The 15,976-nt window shown below is 63.7% G+C and carries 14 protein-coding genes; 11 read left to right on the top strand and 3 right to left on the bottom strand.

Features of this window, described 5'->3' with window-relative positions:
• Window positions 1–12 precede the first annotated feature (12 nt).
• Both ileS and AC1DLT_RS04520 read left to right on the top strand, forming a co-directional pair.
• A complete protein-coding gene (ileS, locus tag AC1DLT_RS04525; protein WP_477486026.1) occupies window positions 13–2,991 on the top strand; it encodes an isoleucine--tRNA ligase in 2,979 nt (992 codons plus the stop codon).
• 134 nt (window positions 2,992–3,125) lie between these two features.
• Window positions 3,126–3,755 (top strand): hypothetical protein, encoded by a 630-nt coding sequence (locus AC1DLT_RS04520; protein WP_477486025.1) that lies wholly within the window; start codon window positions 3,126–3,128, stop codon window positions 3,753–3,755.
• Between the two features lie 7 nt (window positions 3,756–3,762).
• Here AC1DLT_RS04520 and AC1DLT_RS04515 read toward each other — a convergent pair whose 3' ends face one another.
• Window positions 3,763–4,218, bottom strand: a complete 456-nt coding sequence (locus tag AC1DLT_RS04515; RefSeq protein WP_038540295.1) for a nucleoside deaminase — start codon at window positions 4,216–4,218, stop codon at window positions 3,763–3,765.
• Window positions 4,219–4,365: 147 nt separating this feature from the next.
• Between AC1DLT_RS04515 and AC1DLT_RS04510 the strand changes: the two genes are divergently transcribed.
• From AC1DLT_RS04510 to AC1DLT_RS04500, 3 genes are read left to right on the top strand one after another with little or no spacing between them, the layout of a single operon-like run.
• Window positions 4,366–6,579: a pseudouridine synthase gene (locus tag AC1DLT_RS04510; protein WP_477486024.1), complete on the top strand. Its 2,214-nt coding sequence runs from the start codon at window positions 4,366–4,368 to the stop codon at window positions 6,577–6,579.
• Between the two features lie 6 nt (window positions 6,580–6,585).
• Complete coding sequence (rsmD, locus tag AC1DLT_RS04505) at window positions 6,586–7,146, top strand: 16S rRNA (guanine(966)-N(2))-methyltransferase RsmD (protein WP_038540301.1); 561 nt, start codon at window positions 6,586–6,588, stop codon at window positions 7,144–7,146.
• A 10-nt stretch (window positions 7,147–7,156) separates the two neighbouring features.
• Window positions 7,157–8,038, top strand: a complete 882-nt coding sequence (locus tag AC1DLT_RS04500) for a patatin-like phospholipase family protein (protein WP_038540304.1) — start codon at window positions 7,157–7,159, stop codon at window positions 8,036–8,038.
• Between the two features lie 12 nt (window positions 8,039–8,050).
• Here AC1DLT_RS04500 and AC1DLT_RS04495 read toward each other — a convergent pair whose 3' ends face one another.
• The gene (locus AC1DLT_RS04495; RefSeq protein ID WP_038540307.1) at window positions 8,051–8,656 is read right to left on the bottom strand and encodes an NAD(P)H-dependent oxidoreductase; all 606 of its coding nucleotides are present in this window, start codon (window positions 8,654–8,656) and stop codon (window positions 8,051–8,053) included.
• Window positions 8,657–8,735: 79 nt separating this feature from the next.
• Here AC1DLT_RS04495 and AC1DLT_RS04490 point away from each other — a divergent pair, with 79 nt between their 5' ends.
• Window positions 8,736–9,356 carry a TetR/AcrR family transcriptional regulator gene (locus AC1DLT_RS04490; protein ID WP_477486023.1) on the top strand — a complete coding sequence of 207 codons (621 nt, stop codon included), beginning with the start codon at window positions 8,736–8,738 and terminating at the stop codon, window positions 9,354–9,356.
• On the opposite strand, the gene AC1DLT_RS04485 is transcribed toward AC1DLT_RS04490, so the two are convergent.
• Window positions 9,353–11,164 carry a monovalent cation:proton antiporter-2 (CPA2) family protein gene (locus AC1DLT_RS04485; protein WP_477486022.1) on the bottom strand — a complete coding sequence of 604 codons (1,812 nt, stop codon included), beginning with the start codon at window positions 11,162–11,164 and terminating at the stop codon, window positions 9,353–9,355. The genes AC1DLT_RS04490 and AC1DLT_RS04485 overlap by 4 nt on opposite strands.
• Window positions 11,165–11,268: 104 nt before the next feature.
• Between AC1DLT_RS04485 and AC1DLT_RS04480 the strand changes: the two genes are divergently transcribed.
• From AC1DLT_RS04480 to AC1DLT_RS04460, 5 genes are all read left to right on the top strand, one after another.
• Window positions 11,269–12,615 carry a TldD/PmbA family protein gene (locus AC1DLT_RS04480; protein WP_477486021.1) on the top strand — a complete coding sequence of 449 codons (1,347 nt, stop codon included), beginning with the start codon at window positions 11,269–11,271 and terminating at the stop codon, window positions 12,613–12,615.
• A gap of 5 nt (window positions 12,616–12,620) precedes the next feature.
• Window positions 12,621–13,424: a 3'(2'),5'-bisphosphate nucleotidase CysQ gene (locus AC1DLT_RS04475; RefSeq protein ID WP_477486020.1), complete on the top strand. Its 804-nt coding sequence runs from the start codon at window positions 12,621–12,623 to the stop codon at window positions 13,422–13,424.
• A 61-nt stretch (window positions 13,425–13,485) separates the two neighbouring features.
• The gene (locus tag AC1DLT_RS04470; RefSeq protein ID WP_007756862.1) at window positions 13,486–13,728 is read left to right on the top strand and encodes a DUF4170 domain-containing protein; all 243 of its coding nucleotides are present in this window, start codon (window positions 13,486–13,488) and stop codon (window positions 13,726–13,728) included.
• Between the two features lie 169 nt (window positions 13,729–13,897).
• On the top strand, window positions 13,898–15,217 hold the full coding sequence (gene waaA, locus AC1DLT_RS04465) for a lipid IV(A) 3-deoxy-D-manno-octulosonic acid transferase (protein ID WP_038584121.1): 1,320 nt from the start codon (window positions 13,898–13,900) through the stop codon (window positions 15,215–15,217).
• Window positions 15,214–15,942, top strand: a complete 729-nt coding sequence (locus tag AC1DLT_RS04460) for an HAD family hydrolase (RefSeq protein ID WP_477483848.1) — start codon at window positions 15,214–15,216, stop codon at window positions 15,940–15,942. The genes waaA and AC1DLT_RS04460 overlap by 4 nt, the downstream gene beginning before the upstream one ends.
• Window positions 15,943–15,976 lie beyond the last annotated feature (34 nt).

The following is a 15,976-nucleotide window of genomic DNA, read 5'->3' as shown; positions in this document are numbered from 1 at the left end:
ACGATTGCTCCCATGACCGATACCGCCGAAAAGCTCGACTATTCGAAAACCCTCTATCTGCCCGAAACCGATTTCCCGATGCGCGCCGGCCTGCCGCAGAAGGAACCGGAACTGGTTGCCCGCTGGCAGCAGATGGACCTCTACAAGCAGCTGCGCGCCTCCGCCGCGGGCCGGACAAAATTCGTGCTGCATGACGGCCCGCCCTATGCCAACGGCAATATCCATATCGGACACGCGCTGAACAAGATCCTGAAGGACGTCATCACCCGCTCGTTCCAGATGCGTGGGTATGACTCGAACTACGTTCCGGGCTGGGATTGCCACGGCCTGCCGATCGAATGGAAGATCGAGGAAGCCTACCGCGCCAAGGGCAAGAACAAGGACGAGGTTCCGATCAACGAATTTCGCCGCGAATGCCGCGAATTCGCCGCCGGCTGGATCAAGGTCCAGGGGGAAGAATTCAGGCGCCTCGGAATCGTCGGCGATTTCGAAAACCCGTACCTGACGATGAACTTTCACGCCGAGAGCCGCATCGCCGGCGAACTGCTGAAGATCGCGCAGAGCGGCCAGCTTTATCGCGGCTCGAAGCCGATCATGTGGTCGGTCGTCGAGCGCACCGCGCTGGCTGAGGCTGAGGTTGAGTACCACGATTACGAGAGCGACACGATCTGGGTGAAGTTCCCGGTCGTGAGAAGGCACGGTACCACGGGACTGCATGGAGTTGATCCAGCAGTAGGTTCCGGACATATCGCGGCTACGGCAATCGAATTTGCAAAGCAGTTTGATGAATTGCTAGGCGCCCACGTGGTCATCTGGACCACCACGCCCTGGACCATCCCCGGCAACCGGGCGATCTCCTATTCGCCAAAGATCTCCTATGGCCTCTACGAGGTGACCGAAGCCGCCAACGATTTCGGCCCGCGCCCCGGCGAAAAGCTGATCTTTGCTGACAAGCTGGCGGAAGAGAGCTTCGCCAAGGCCAAGCTCCAGTTCAAGCGCCTGCGCGATATCTCCGCCGATGAGCTTGGCGCCATCGTTGCTGCCCATCCCTTCAAGGGCCTCGGCGGCGGCTACGACTTCGCCGTCCCGCTCCTCGCTGGCGATCACGTCACTGATGATGCCGGCACCGGTTTCGTCCACACCGCCCCCGGCCACGGCCGTGAGGACTTTGACGCCTGGACATCCGCCGCTCGCGATCTCGAAGCCCGCGGCATCTCGTCGAAAATCCCCTTCACGGTCGACGATGGCGGTTTCTACACCGCCGACGCCCCCGGTTTCGAGGGCGCTCGCGTCATGGACGACAATGGCAAGAAGGGTGATGCCAACGATCGCGTCATCAAGGCGCTGATCGAGCGCAACGCGCTGTTCGCCCGCGGCCGGATGAAGCACCAGTATCCGCATTCCTGGCGGTCGAAGAAGCCGATCATCTTCCGCAACACGCCGCAGTGGTTCGTCTATATGGATAAGACGCTCGCCGACGGCACCACGCTGCGCTCACGCGCGCTGAAGGCTATCGACGACACCCGTTTCGTGCCATCAGCCGGCCAGAACCGCCTGCGCGCCATGATCGAACAGCGCCCGGACTGGGTACTTTCACGTCAGCGCGCCTGGGGCGTCCCGATCTGCGTCTTTGTCGACGAGCAGGGCGAAATCCTCCAGGACGAAGCCGTCAACCAGCGCATCCTCGAAGCCTTCGATCTCGAAGGTGCCGACGCCTGGTTTGCCGAAGGAGCGCGCGAGCGCTTCCTTGGGTCGCGCGCCAACGAAGGCTGGACCCAGGTAAGGGATATCCTCGATGTCTGGTTCGACTCGGGCTCGACGCACACGTTCACGCTGGAAGACCGACCGGACCTGAAGTGGCCGGCCGACGTCTATCTGGAAGGATCGGACCAGCATCGCGGCTGGTTCCATTCATCGCTTCTGGAATCCGCCGCCACCCGCGGCCGCGCACCTTATGACACGGTCGTCACCCATGGCTTCACCATGGATGAGAAGGGCCAGAAGATGTCGAAGTCGCTCGGCAATGTCGTGGCGCCGCAGGACGTCATGAAGGATGCCGGCGCCGATATCCTGCGCCTCTGGGTGATGACGACGGACTATTGGGAAGACCAGCGCCTCGGCAAGACGATCATCCAGACCAATGTCGACGCGTATCGCAAGCTGCGCAACACGATCCGCTGGATGCTCGGCACGCTCGCCCATGACGAGGGCGAGGAGATCGCCTATGCCGATCTGCCGGAACTCGAAAAGCTGATGCTGCATCGTCTCGCCGAGCTCGATAAGCTGGTGCGCGAAGGTTATGACGCTTTCGAGTTCAAGAAGATCGCCCGTGCGCTGATCGACTTTTCCAATATCGAACTGTCGGCCTTCTACTTCGACATCCGCAAGGATGCGCTTTATTGCGACGCCCCGTCGTCGCTGCGCCGCCGCGCGGCTCTCGCCGTCATCCGCAAGATCTTCGACTGCACGGTGACCTGGCTTGCGCCCATGCTGCCGTTCACCACCGAAGAATCGTGGCTGTCGCGCAACCCGAATGCGGTTTCGATCCATCTCGAACAGTTCCCCACGGTCCCGGCCGAGTGGAAGAACGAGGCGGTCGCCGAAAAGTGGGCGCAGATCCGCAAGGTGCGCTCGGTTGTCACAGGCGCGCTCGAAATCGAGCGCAAGGACAAGCGGATCGGTTCTTCGCTGGAGGCCGCACCGGTCGTTTATGTCAACGATCCGGAGCTGATGAAGGCGCTGGAAGGCCAGGAGTTCGAAGAGACCTGCATCACGTCGGGCATCGCGATCGTTGCGGGCGAGGGGCCGGAGAGCGCCTTCCGTCTGCCGGAAGTGCAGGGCGTCGCGGTCGAACCTAAACTTGCCGAAGGCACCAAATGTGCACGCTCGTGGCGGGTGACGACCGATGTCGGCTCCGATCCTGCCTATCCGGATGTATCGGCGCGCGACGCTGCCGCATTGCGCGAACTCGCTGCACTTGGTCGGCTTTGACGGCTTGAAATCACCGGATGATTGCGCTTTGGGCAATCATCCGGTAAAACCGCCTGAAATTGGCCGGATTTTCCGGCCATCAGGCGTTTGATTGTGTCTGAGGCGTCAGGACGGGCGCCGCTGGAAGGGTTTTGATGAAAGCGACATATGCGTTTCGTGTCGGCATGGGCTTGGCCGGTATCCTCGCCTCGACATTGACCCTTTCGGGCTGCATCGGCGGCCCGACCTACGGCACTGACAAGACCGCCATGGAACAGCTGACCGACGATCTCGGTCAGTCCGTCTCGCTGGGTGGCAAGAATACCGAAGCGAAAGCCGGCCTGAAATACAACCCGCGTCCTTCGCTGGTTGTCGCCAAGGGACAGGACCAGGCACTGCCGGCGCCGCAGCAGTCGCTGGCGAACCGCGAGAGCAACCCCAATTGGGTCGAATCTCCGGAAGAAACCCGCAAGCGTCTGCGTGCCGAGGCGGCGGCACACGAGAACGATCCCAACTATCGCTCACCACTGTTGGCGGGCAATGGCCAGGCCGGCCAGATGACCGAGACGGAAAAGTGGGAAGCCTTCCGCAAGGCCAAGGAAAACGCCGAGACCGTCAGCGTTACCGGACGCCGCCGTTCGCTTGCCGAGCCGCCGGCGGAATTCCGTTCGGCGGATGCGGCTGCTCTGTCGGATGTCGGCGAGCCCGAAAGCCAGAAGGAAAAGCGCCGCAAGGCGCAGGCCGCGGAAGCCAAGAAGGGCAGCGACTGGTGGAAGCTCTTCTAAGCCCGCTTTAGCTCTCTCTTTTCGATCTGAAGAAGCCGGTGAGCAGGATCGCGGCTTCGCTTTCGCCGAGGCCGGAATAGACCTCCGGCGCGTGATGGCAGGTCGGCTGGGCGAAGAAGCGCACGCCGTTGTCCACCGCTCCGCCTTTCGGGTCTTCCGCGCCGTAATAGAGCCGCCGGATGCGCGCAAACGAGATCGCTGCCGCGCACATGGTGCAGGGTTCGAGCGTCACGTAGAGGTCGGCACCTGATAGCCGCTCCTGTCCAAGCGCGGCCGCGGCATCCCGGATGACGGCGATCTCGGCATGGGCGGTAACGTCGTTTTCGGCGCGGGTCCGGTTTCCGGAGCGGGCGACGATGACGCCGTCGATGACCAGAACGGCGCCGATCGGAACCTCGCCGCGGGCGGCCGCGTCTTTGGCTTCCGCAAGGGCAGCATTCATGAACCCATCGGTATTAGGCATTTCGGCGATTTCCTCTTAACCCGGATCGCGCGAACTGGTAGGAAGCATCCAACTGGACGCCCGGCTGCGGGCACGAATCCATCTCAGTCAACACGAACAAGAATGTCCGGATCGCTCCGTAGACATCACGCTTCAGGCAAACAACAAATGAATTCCAAAGACAAGCCGAAGCGCGGCGAAGGCAAGACTTTCGTTCGCGAAACCAAACCGAGAGCTGCTCCGAAGGCCGGCGCTGGCGGCAAGGCGGGTTTCTCCGCCAAGGAAGGCCTCGGCCCCAGGAAGAGTTCCGCGGCCAAGAGCGGCGCTGAAAAGGCGGCAAAGCCCGTCCGCAAGCTGCCGCCGGCACCGGAAACCATGGAGGCCGAGGGCAAGCCCGAGCGCATCTCCAAGATCCTCGCCCGTGTCGGCGTCGCGTCGCGCCGCGATATCGAGCGGATGATCATGGAAGGTCGCGTCAGCCTGAACGGCAAGGTTCTCGATACGCCGGTCGTCAACGTGACGCTCGCCGACAGAATAGAAGTGGATGGCATGCCGATCCGCGGCATCGAGCGCACCCGCCTCTGGCTTTACCACAAGCCTGCCGGCCTGGTGACCACCAATTCCGATCCGGAAGGCCGCGCGACCGTCTTCGACAACCTGCCCGAAGGCCTGCCGCGGGTGCTCTCCATCGGCCGCCTCGACATCAATACCGAAGGCCTGCTGCTGCTGACCAACGATGGCGGCCTGTCACGCGTGCTGGAACTGCCGACCACCGGCTGGCTGCGCCGCTACCGCGTGCGTGCCCATGGCGAGATCAAGCAGGAGGAGTTGGACAAGCTGAAGGAGGGCATCGCCGTCGAAGGCGTGCTCTACGGCTCGATCGACGCAACGCTCGACCGCAGCCAGGGCAGCAATGTCTGGATCACCATGGGCCTTCGCGAAGGCAAGAACCGCGAGATCAAGAACGTGCTCGGCGCGCTCGGCCTCGAAGTCAACCGCCTGATCCGCATTTCCTACGGACCTTTCCAGCTCGGAGACCTGCCGGAAGGCGAGGTGGTGGAAGTGCGCGGCCGCATGCTGCGCGACCAGCTTGGGCCCCGCCTGATCGAGGAATCGAAGGCGAATTTCGACGCGCCGATCTATACCGAGACCGCCGGCGACGACGAAGAGAAACCCGTCCGCGCCGAACGTTCGGAATGGACTGCAAGGCCCGAGAGGACGGAACGTCCGCGCGCCGGCAAGCCGGAGGACCGGCGCGAAAAGGCGCTCGGCCGCCCCGACACCCAGCGCGACGACCGCAAGTTTGCCGACAAGCCGCGTGGTGCCAAGCCGTTTGGCAATCGCGCCGAGGACGAGGACGACCGTCCGAAGAAGCGTCCGCCGATGGGCACCAGCCGCACCGCCAATGTCTGGATGGCGCCGGGTGCCCGCCCGACCACCGAAAGCAAGACGCGCAAATCCTCCGCCCGTGCCGAGGCCGAGCAGCTTTTCAAGAAGCCCACGCCGCAGAACGACCGGCCGGTCATCGTCAATCGCGCTGAAGAAGACCACGACTGGATCCGCGCCGACGGGCCTGACAAGCCGGAAAAGGCCGATTTCGGCCGCAAGAAGTCCTTTGGCGATCGGCCGGATCGTGGCGAGCGTTCTTTCGGTGACAAGCCGAGGGGCGAACGTTCCTTCGGCGACAAACCCCGTGGCGACCGCAAACCGCGCGAAGGCGGCGACCGTCCGCGCACCAAATCCTTCTCGGGCGACGCCCGCTCGGAACGTCCCCGCGGCGAGCGGGCCTTTGGTGACCGCCCGCCCCGCGGCGACCGCCCGTTCGGCGACAAGCCGAGAGGCGACCGCCCGTTTTCTGACCGCAAGCCACGCGCAGATGGTGATCGCCCTGCACGCTCCTTTGGCGAAGGCCGCTCCGAGCGCCCGCGCGGCGATCGTCCTTCCGGTGACCGTCCGCCCCGTGGTGACCGCTCGTTCAGCGACAAGCCGAGGGGCGAACGCTCTTTCGGTGACAAGCCCAGAGGCGAACGTTCGTTCGGCGACCGCAAGCCGCGCGAGGATGGAGAGCGTCCCGCACGGTCCTTCTCCGCAGGCGAGGGCCGCTCCGAGCGTCCGCGCAGCGACCGGCCGTTCTCGGATCGGCCTCCGCGCGGAGATCGTCCCGCAGGTGATCGTCCCGCCGGTGACCGGCCGCGTGGTGGAAAGCCAGGCGGCAAGCCATTCGGCGCAAAGCCGGGCGGCGGCAAGAGCTTTGGCGGAAAACCTTCCGGCGGTCGCGGAAAACCGGCGGGTGCTGGTGGCAAGCCCGTGGGCAAGCCTGGTGGCCGGCCCGCGTCGGGCGGACGCCCGGCCGGCGGCAAGCCGCGCACGCCGAGAGGGTAACGCGCAGTGCGGATCGTCGGTGGTGAATTTCGCGGCCGGTCTCTGGCCACGCCCAAAACGAGCGATATCCGGCCGACCATCGACCGGACGCGCGAAAGCCTGTTCAACATCATCGGCCACGTCTATCCGCAGGCGCTGGACGGCGGCCGGGTGATCGACCTCTTCGCAGGTACCGGCGCCGTCGGGCTGGAGGCACTGTCGCGCGGCTGCAAGAGTGCGCTCTTCGTCGAGAACGGTGTCGAGGGCAGGGGTCTGTTGTGGGAGAATATCGACAGCCTCGGCCTGCACGGCCGGGCGCGCATCCTGCGCCGTGATGCCACCAAGCTCGGCACGGCCAACAATATCGAGCCGTTTCATTTCCTGTTCGCCGACCCGCCCTATGGCCAGGGCCTCGGCGAAGGCGCCATGCTTTCGGCCCATGTGGGCGGCTGGCTCGCACCCGGAGCCCTTGCCATTCTGGAGGAGCGGGCCGACATCAATCCTGCCGTCGATGCCGCGTTCAAGCTCCTGGAGAGCCGCACATTCGGTGATACCCGCATGGATTTTTTCCGCTACCAGCCGACCTGAGGTCAGAGGAATGAATACGAGGCTTGCAGTTCCCGATCTCGAAGCCGTTGGAGCCAAGGGTGGCCTGACGTTTGCCATCGCTCTCGGCGGCGGCGGGGCGCGGGGCATCTCGCATATCCAGGTCATCGAGGCGCTCGACGAACTCGGCATACGGCCGGTGGCGATTTCCGGCTCGTCGATCGGCGCGATCATCGGCGCCGGCATGGCGTCGGGCATGACCGGCCGCGAAATCCGCCAATACGCGCTGGAAACGGTCGGCCACCGCGGCACCCTTTTGAACAAGCTCTGGGGTCTCGGCCCGGCGACCATGCGCGACAAGCTCGGCGGTTTCCGTTTCGGCCAGTTCAATCTCGAACTGATCCTCGATGCCTTCCTGCCGCCGCAGGTGCCGGAGGATTTCGCCGATCTCGAAATCCCGATGAAGATCTCCGCCACGGACTATTACGGTCAGGCCGAGGTGATCCTCGAACAGGGCGAACTGCGTACCGCGATCGCCGCCTCGGCCGCCATTCCGGGTCTGTTCATGCCGGTCCGGGTCAACGGCCGGGTGATGATCGATGGTGGCGTCTTCAATCCCGTCCCCTATGAACAGCTTATGGACGTCGCCGACGTGGTGATCGGCGTCGATGTGGTCGGTGCGCCGGAAGGTGACGGCACCCATGCGCCCAGTCGCATCGACAGCCTGTTCGGCGCCAGCCAGCTGACGATGCAGGCAAGCATCGCGCTCAAGCTGAAGCTCAATCCGCCGCACATCTTCCTTCGGCCGTCGGTCAACCGTTTCCGGGTGCTGGATTTCCTGAAGGCCCGCGACATCCTCGACGAATCCGAACACGTCAAGGACGAGCTGAAGCGCGCCATCGACGCGCTTCATGCGGCAGCTGCCGAAGCCTGACGTTTGAGCCGGTTATGCGGCCTCGGTTTTCCGCGGCGCGCTGAAAACATTGCGGCCGATCCTGCGGGCGATCTCCGATGGGAAATCGGGTCTATCCAGCTCTTCTTCCAAGAGAAGCTCGGATGCCATGACCGGCGCCCCGCAATAATCGAATATCCCGTGATCGATCTGCGTTCTCATCGCGCCGAAATAACCGTGCCGCGCATAAGTCCGCATGTCGGCGCCGCCGATCGCGACCAGATGGATGGGAAGGTGGCGAAGTTTCTTCACCACTTTGGCGCCTTGTCCGTCGTCATAGGCCCAGCCGTTTGCGAAGACGCGATCGATCCATCCTTTCATGAGCCCCGGCATCGACCACCAGTAGACGGGATAGACGAGCACCAGCGCATCGGCACGATCGATCCTCGCCTGTTCGGCCACGACATCCGCCGATGGTGGTGCCTCCCTGCGATGAGCGGCGAGATCCGCCTGCGTAAATCTCGGATCGAAGCCCTCCGCCGCAAGGTCGGCAATCTCGAAAGAACCGCCGGACATGGTGACGCCCTCGGCCAGATGGGCGGCGACGTTATGGGTGAGCGATCCGGGTTCGGGATGCGAAACGACGATCAGCGCGTGCATGGCGATAACTCCTGCTGGCAGATTGAAACTGACGGGCAATGGCTATATACTTTTAGTAAGTTACTTTTGGTATATAGCGATGTCAAGCAGTGAAATGAAAGAGCCGGTACGTCTCCGGCAGCGCCTCTCGCGGCAGGGAAGGCGCCAGCAGCTGATGGAGGTTGCGTGGCGCATCGTCCGGGAAGAAGGCACCGATGCCCTGACGCTTCCCCGGCTGGCGCAGCAGGCGGGCGTCGCAAAGCCCGTCGTCTACGATCATTTCAGCACCCGGCCCGCTCTCCTGGCGGCACTTTACGAGGATTTCGACAGCCGCCAGACGGCCATCATGGACGCGGCCCTGCAGTCGAGCGGGCCGACGCTCGCCGACCGGGCCGCGGTCATCGCCTCCTCCTATGTGGATTGTGTTCTGTTGCAGGGCCGGGAGATACCCGGCGTCATCGCCGCCCTGGCGAGTTCCCCCGAGCTTGAACGGATCAAGCGCGACTACGAGGTTATTTTCATGGAAAAATGCCGGCTTGCGCTTGTCCCGTTCGCGGAAGCCGGCCACATAGCGCTGCCCGGTCTTTGGGCCATGCTCGGTGCAGCCGAAGCGCTGTCCAACGCCGCCGCGAGTGGGGATATCACGGCGGCAGAGGCCAAGGACGAGCTTTCCGGGACGATCGTCGCGATGGTCGCAAGAGGGAGCGCCCGCCGGCCCTAGCCGTTCTCCGCGGTCGCGGGCTCCGGGCTCAGTTCGTCGTCGACCACCATCGATCGCTTCGGCTTGATCAGCGGCTCCGGCCGGACCGGGCTGTTGAACAGCATTTCGCGGCCGGCGCCGAGCCCCTGGACGGCCTGGATCTGCAACCTTTCCTCGTCGCGCTGGCGGATGTCGTTGCCGATCTCCTCGGCGTCGATTTCGCCCATGCCGAGCGCTTCCAGCGTCTTCCTTCCGAACAGCAGGCCGGATTCCAATGTCTCGCGCAATTCATATTCGACGTTCCGGTCCCGCAGGGACAGGGAATGGATACGGTCGTAGGAGCGCACATAGAGACGCACGTCCGGAAATTCCGAGCGGATCAGATCGACGATCTGGTCGGTCGTCTCGCGCTTCTGGGTGGTGACGGCAACGACCTTCGCCTTTTCGATGCCGGATGCGATCAGCACGTCCCGGCGCGTTCCGTCGCCGAAATAGATGCGGAACCCGAAGGAGGCGGCCTGGCGGATACGGTCGGCGGAATCGTCGATGACGGTGACCTCGCGGCCGCCGGCCAGCAGGATCTGCGCGGCGATCTGGCCGAAACGCGAAAACCCGATCATCAGCACGTCCGCCCCGGCACCGTCGAAATCCTCCTCCAGTTCCTCGCGGCTCTCGCCATTGAGAAGACGCTTGGAAAGTGCTGCGCCGAAGGGGGTGAGCGCCATCGACAGCGTCACGCCGGCGATCAGCAACGAGGCGGTGGCCGACGAGAACAGGCCGCTGGCGGTAGCGGTGGTGAACAGCACGAAGCCGAATTCGCCGCCCTGCGGCAACAGGAAGGCGATCCGCACCGCATCGTTGTGCGGCGAACCCCAGAGCCGGGAAAGCCCGTAGACGATCAGCGCCTTGAGCGCCATGAAGATCGGCACCGCCGGCAGGATGAAGAAGATGTTGTCGAGGATGACATGGACTTCCAGCGACAGGCCGACAGCCATGAAGAACAGCGCCAGAAGCAGGCCGCGGAACGGTTCGATATCCGCCTCCAGCTCGTGCCGGTAGGAGGATTCGGCCAGCATCACGCCCGACAGGAAGGCGCCCATCGCCATCGACAGGCCGACCGCCTGCATCGCCGCCGCCGATCCCAGCACCACCAGCAGTGCTGCGGCGATCATCACCTCGCGTGCACCGGTGCGGGCGATGATCTGGAACATCGGCGTCAGGAGATAACGCCCGGCAATCACCATCGCACCCACGGCCCCGACCGCGATTGCGAAATCCAGAAGTGGCGAGGCTTCCGTCTCCGTGGTCCCCGGCGCCAGAATGGTGATCAGTGCCAGTAGCGGCACGATCGCGAGATCCTGGAACAGCAGTACCGAAAACGACCGCTGGCCGTGCCGGCTGTTCATCTCGCCGTCGTCGTTGAGGATCTGCAGGGCAAACGCCGTCGAGGACAGTGCCAGGCCGAAGCCGACGATCAGGCTGCCGCGCCAGTCCGCCATATTGCTGAGATACGCCAGCCCGGTGAGCGCGAACCCCGAGATTGCCACCTGTGCCGGACCAAGGCCGAACACGTCGCCGCGCATCTGCCAGAGACGCGAAGGCTTCAGTTCGAGCCCGATGATGAACAGCAGGAAAACAACGCCGAATTCCGCGAAATGCAGCACTTCTTCGGTCTCGACGATCTGCTGCATGATCGGTCCGATGACCACGCCGGCGGCAAGATAACCGAGCACCGTGCCAAGCCCCAGCTTCCTGAACACCGGGGCGGCGATCACCGCGCCGGCAAGCAGGAGAAGCATTTGGGAAAATAGCGAGCCGGGAGCGGTCATGCGGGATACTTTCAGTCTAAGGTGGGAAATCAAGAATCGGCGAGCCGCCCTTGATGCTTCTGACAGTGCACAATAAATGGGACGAGAATGAAAGGCTTGCAATCATGACCTCTGAAATCGATTCCGCCGACCTGCTTTCCCGCGCCAGCCAATTGATCGATCTAGCCAAGGCCGCGGGAGCGGATCAGGCGGATGCGGTCGTGGTTCGCTCCCGCTCCCGCTCCGTCAGCGTCCGCCTCGGCAAGGTCGAGGGCACGGAATCGTCCGAGAGCGACGATTTCTCGCTCCGCGTCTTCGTCGGCCGGCAGGTCGCCAGTGTCTCGGCCAATCCCGGCTTCGACATGAAGGTGCTTGCCGAGCGCGCCGTCGCCATGGCCAAGGTGTCTCCCGAAGATCCCTTCGCCTGCCTTGCGGACGAAGCGGATCTTGCCAGATCCTATCCCGACCTCGAGCTTTACGATCCGACCGACATCTCGACCGACGCGCTCCGTGAGGCATCGCTCGAAATGGAACAGGCGGCGCTCGATGTTCAGGGCGTCACCAATTCCTCCGGCGCCGGCGCATCGTCGGGCATGGGCGGCCTCGTGCTCGTCACCTCGCACGGCTTTTCCGGCAGCTATATGGCTTCCCGTTTCGGCCGCTCCGTCAGCGTCATTGCCGGCGAGGGCACCAAGATGGAGCGCGACTACGATTTCGACAGCCGCCTTTATGCCGCCGATCTCGACGATCCGAAGCTGATCGGCCGCCGCGCCGGCGAGCGCACCGTCAAGCGCGTCAATCCCCGCCAGGTCGATACCGGCAGCAACGTCACCGTCATCTTCGATCCGCGCATCGCCCGCGGTTTCGTCGGCCATATCGCCGGCGCCATCAACGGCGCGTCGGTCGCCCGCAAGACCAGCTTCCTGCGCGACAAGATGGGCCAGCAGGTGCTGAAAGCCGGGCTCAGCATCACCGACGACCCGCTGATCGTCCGCGGCTCCTCTTCGCGTCCTTTCGATGGCGAGGGTGTGTCCGGCGAACGCATGGTGATGATCGAGAACGGCGTCCTGAACCACTGGTTCCTGTCGACCTCGACGGCGCGCGAGCTCGGGCTTGTCACCAACGGCCGCGGCGTCCGCGGCGGCACGGCTGTCTCGCCCGCCTCCACCAATCTGGCGCTGGAGCCCGGCGACATCTCGCCCGAGGACCTGATCAAGTCGATCGGCAACGGCTTCTACATCACAGAACTGATCGGCCAGGGCGTCAACATGATCACCGGCGAATACTCGCGCGGCGCGACCGGCTTCTGGATCGAGAATGGCGAACTCGCCTATCCCGTTTCGGAAGTGACGATCGCCTCCAACCTCAAGGACATGTTCATGCGCCTGACGCCGGCCAACGACATCGACCGAAAGTTCGGCGTTGCGTCCCCGACCATTGCCATCGAGGGCATGACGCTGGCGGGACGCTGATCCCGGTGGCGGAAGTGCAGGACTGGGGCCAGGACCTCGAACTCATTCTCGACGCGGCGCGCCAGGCCGGCGAGATCGCCCACGGGTTTTTCGGCCGCTCGCCGGAAGTCTGGTGGAAGAACGAGGGCCGGTCTCCGGTCAGCGCCGCCGATTTCGCGGCCAACGACCGGCTGCTGAACCTGCTCCTGACGGCCCGGCCGAACTACGGCTGGCTCTCCGAGGAGACCGACGACGACGTCGGCCGGCTTGACCGCGACACGCTTTTCGTCGTCGATCCGATCGATGGCACCCGCGCCTTCATCAATGGCGAAAAGACCTGGTGCGTCTCGGTTGCCGTCGTGCATCGCGGCCAGCCGGTCGCCGGCGTCCTGGTCGCGCCGGCGCTCGACGAGGAATTCTGTGCGGTGAAAGATGGGCCGGCGCTGAAGAATGGGCGCCCGATTTCAGTCACCGGTGAGCGCGCCAACGGCGAACTGGTTATCGCGGCCGACGAAAACCTCGTCAAGAAATTCGAGCCGGAGTTTCGCGACGAAGTCCGCCGGGTGCGGCATGTGCCGTCGCTCGCCTACCGGCTCGCCATGATCGCCGACGGCAGTATTGACGGCACCGTCGTAAAACGTGCCTCCCACGACTGGGATCTGGCCGCCGCCGACCTTATCCTCGAACGGGCGGGCGGGCGCCTCATCGATCTTGCCGGCAACCGGCTCGTCTATAACCGCGAGAGTGTTGTCCACGAAATGCTGGCTGCCGGCGCCGAACATGCGCTCCGCAGCCTTTTGCCCCAGCTTGCCGGCCTTGCTCCGGGTTGACCTTTCCTTTGGAATGCAGCACAGGAAGAGCCGGGGGAGCTGGAACGGACGGATACGGACAATGACGGAAACGGGCGAAAAGAAACAACTTCTGCATCTGGTCTTCGGCGGCGAATTGCAGAGCTTGGAAGGTCTTCAATTCAAGGATCTTTCGGCGCTTGATATCGTCGGCATCTATCCCGACTACGCAAGCGCGCTCGTCGCCTGGCGGGGCAAGGCGCAGCAGACGGTCGACAACGCTCATATGCGTTATTTCATCGTCCATATGCACCGCCTGCTCGATCCTGATACTAAGTCGGCTTGAGATAAGCCTCGCGTTTTACAATGTGCTCGCAATGCTGGTCCCTCGCCTGGTATCGATCCCGGGGACCCTTTTTTGACGCATTTGTAAAACACAAAAAACTGGGCTACGGATGAGCAATCGGAGGGTCTATCACATTGATGGCGGCCATCACGCATCGGGGGCAAACACGGTGAGCAAGATTTCTGCGCGCCTCGCTCTCGCTGGCTACCGGGCGGCCGGTATTACGCTTTATCCGTTAGTCGGACCTTACCTTGCCTATCGGGCCATGAAGGGCAAGGAAGACAGGACCCGCAAGCTGGAACGGCTCGGTTATGCAAGCCTTGCCCGGCCCCGCGGGCCGCTGATCTGGGTGCACGCGGCAAGCGTCGGGGAAACCATCGCCATCATGCCGATGATCCGCGAACTGCGGCGCCGCGAAGTCCACATCCTTCTGACGACGGGCACCGTGACGTCGGCAAATCTCGTCCGGTCACGACTGGCGGACGAGGTGATCCATCAATATGTGCCGCTCGACCTGAAATTCCCGATCAAGCGCTTCATCGCCTATTGGAAGCCCGACGCCTGCATCACGGCGGAATCGGAAATCTGGCCGACGACGATCGCCGAACTCGCCCGCCGCCGCATTCCGCAGATCCGCGTCAATGCCCGCATCTCCGACCGGTCCTTCGATCGCTGGCGCAACCGCAGCTCGATCGCAGAGGCCATTTTCGGCAGGATGGCGCTGGTCATCGCCCAGTCGGATCTGGATGCGGAGCGCTTCCGCGATCTCGGCGCCTGGCCTGTCATCACATCCGGCAACCTGAAGAGCGATACGGACCCACCACCCTGCGACGAGGCGCTGCTTGCAAGTTATCGCAAGCAAATCGGCAGCCGCCGGACCTGGGCGGCGATTTCGACCTTCGACGGCGAGGAAAAGGCGGCGGCGACCGTGCACAAGGCGCTGAAGCCGAAAAACGGCCAGCTGACCATTCTCGTGCCGCGCCACCCGGATCGCGCTGACGCGGTCGAGGAGATGCTGAAGGAAGCGGGCCTCACGGTGGCGCGCCGCTCGCGCAACGACGTGGTGACGCCAGAGACCGACGTGTTTCTCGGCGACTCCATCGGCGAAATGGGGCTTTACCTGCGCTTGACCGAAATCGCCTTCGTCGGCAGGTCGCTGACCAACGAAGGCGGGCAGAACCCGCTCGAGCCGGCCATGCTTGGCTGCGCCGTGCTTTCCGGCCCACACGTCCAGAATTTCCGCGACGCCTATCAGCATCTGGTGCGCAAGGGTGCTGCCCGCATCGTCAAGGATGTCGAGATGCTGGCAAAGGCCGTCCATTACCTGATGATCAACGACCTTGCCCGCGTCAAGATGATCGATTCCGGCCATGACGCGATGGAGGAGATGCGCGGGGCGCTGTCGAAGACGATCAAGGCGCTGGAGCCCTATGTCAATCCGCTGACGGTGAGCGCAAGGCTGCAGCCAAAAGCCGCCGCCGTTCGATGACCCCGGAAAAGCTCGCACACATCGCCGGTATCCTGTTCGACAAGGACGGCACGTTGTTGCTCTATGACGAAAGCTGGGGACCGGTGAACCGCGAGGCTGCCCGGATCGCTTCCGCCGGCGATACCGAGCTCGAGCCGCAGCTTCTGTTTTCCGGCGGCATGGACCCGGTATCCGGCCACACCCGCCCGGACAGCCTGCTGGCCGCCGGCAATGCCGCGGAAATCGCTGCCGGCTTCGTCGCCGCCGGCTCACCGATTGACGTTGCCGAACTCACCCGGCTGCTCGACGACCTCTTCATCCGTTCGGCCGAATTTTCGGTGCCGGTCACCGATCTGGCGGCACTGTTTGCCAAGCTCAAGGCGCGGGGCTTCAAACTCGGCATCGCCTCCAGCGACAACGAACAGGCGATCCGCCAGACTGCCATCCGCTTCGGCATCATCGATCATGTGGATTTCATCGCCGGCTACGACAGCGGTCATGGAGTAAAACCGGGGCCTGGCATGGTGCTCGGCTTCTGCCGCGCCACCGGGCTCGATCCCGCCGAGGTGGCCATGGTCGGCGACAACAATCACGACATGCATATGGGCGCGAGCGCTGGCGTTGGCCTGAAGGTCGCGGTGCTGACCGGCACCGGCTCCCGCGAGACGCTGTCGGCCTCGGCGGATATCTGCCTTGCCGACATCACCGCGCTCATGGACCTTCTGCCGGAAAAGCTTCACGCCTGAAGCGGGCTTTGGTTTCAAGGACTTGCCTTTTTTC

It is taken from the genome of Neorhizobium sp. 05N33 (genome assembly GCF_056397445.1).
The sequence above is the reverse complement of the archived record's forward strand: the minus strand, read 5'-3'. Positions and strand labels throughout refer to the sequence as shown.

Coding starts and splice junctions, on each gene's coding strand:
- AC1DLT_RS04485 (WP_477486022.1), bottom strand. CDS start 11,164: ATGACCGCTCCCGGCTCGCTATTTTCCCAAATGCTTCTCCTGCTTGCC.
- AC1DLT_RS04495 (WP_038540307.1), bottom strand. CDS start 8,656: ATGCACGCGCTGATCGTCGTTTCGCATCCCGAACCCGGATCGCTCACC.
- AC1DLT_RS04470 (WP_007756862.1), top strand. CDS start 13,486: ATGACGGAAACGGGCGAAAAGAAACAACTTCTGCATCTGGTCTTCGGC.
- AC1DLT_RS04480 (WP_477486021.1), top strand. CDS start 11,269: ATGACCTCTGAAATCGATTCCGCCGACCTGCTTTCCCGCGCCAGCCAA.
- AC1DLT_RS04500 (WP_038540304.1), top strand. CDS start 7,157: ATGAATACGAGGCTTGCAGTTCCCGATCTCGAAGCCGTTGGAGCCAAG.
- AC1DLT_RS04515 (WP_038540295.1), bottom strand. CDS start 4,218: ATGCCTAATACCGATGGGTTCATGAATGCTGCCCTTGCGGAAGCCAAA.
- ileS (WP_477486026.1), top strand. CDS start 13: ATGACCGATACCGCCGAAAAGCTCGACTATTCGAAAACCCTCTATCTG.
- AC1DLT_RS04520 (WP_477486025.1), top strand. CDS start 3,126: ATGAAAGCGACATATGCGTTTCGTGTCGGCATGGGCTTGGCCGGTATC.
- AC1DLT_RS04510 (WP_477486024.1), top strand. CDS start 4,366: ATGAATTCCAAAGACAAGCCGAAGCGCGGCGAAGGCAAGACTTTCGTT.
- AC1DLT_RS04490 (WP_477486023.1), top strand. CDS start 8,736: ATGTCAAGCAGTGAAATGAAAGAGCCGGTACGTCTCCGGCAGCGCCTC.
- AC1DLT_RS04460 (WP_477483848.1), top strand. CDS start 15,214: ATGACCCCGGAAAAGCTCGCACACATCGCCGGTATCCTGTTCGACAAG.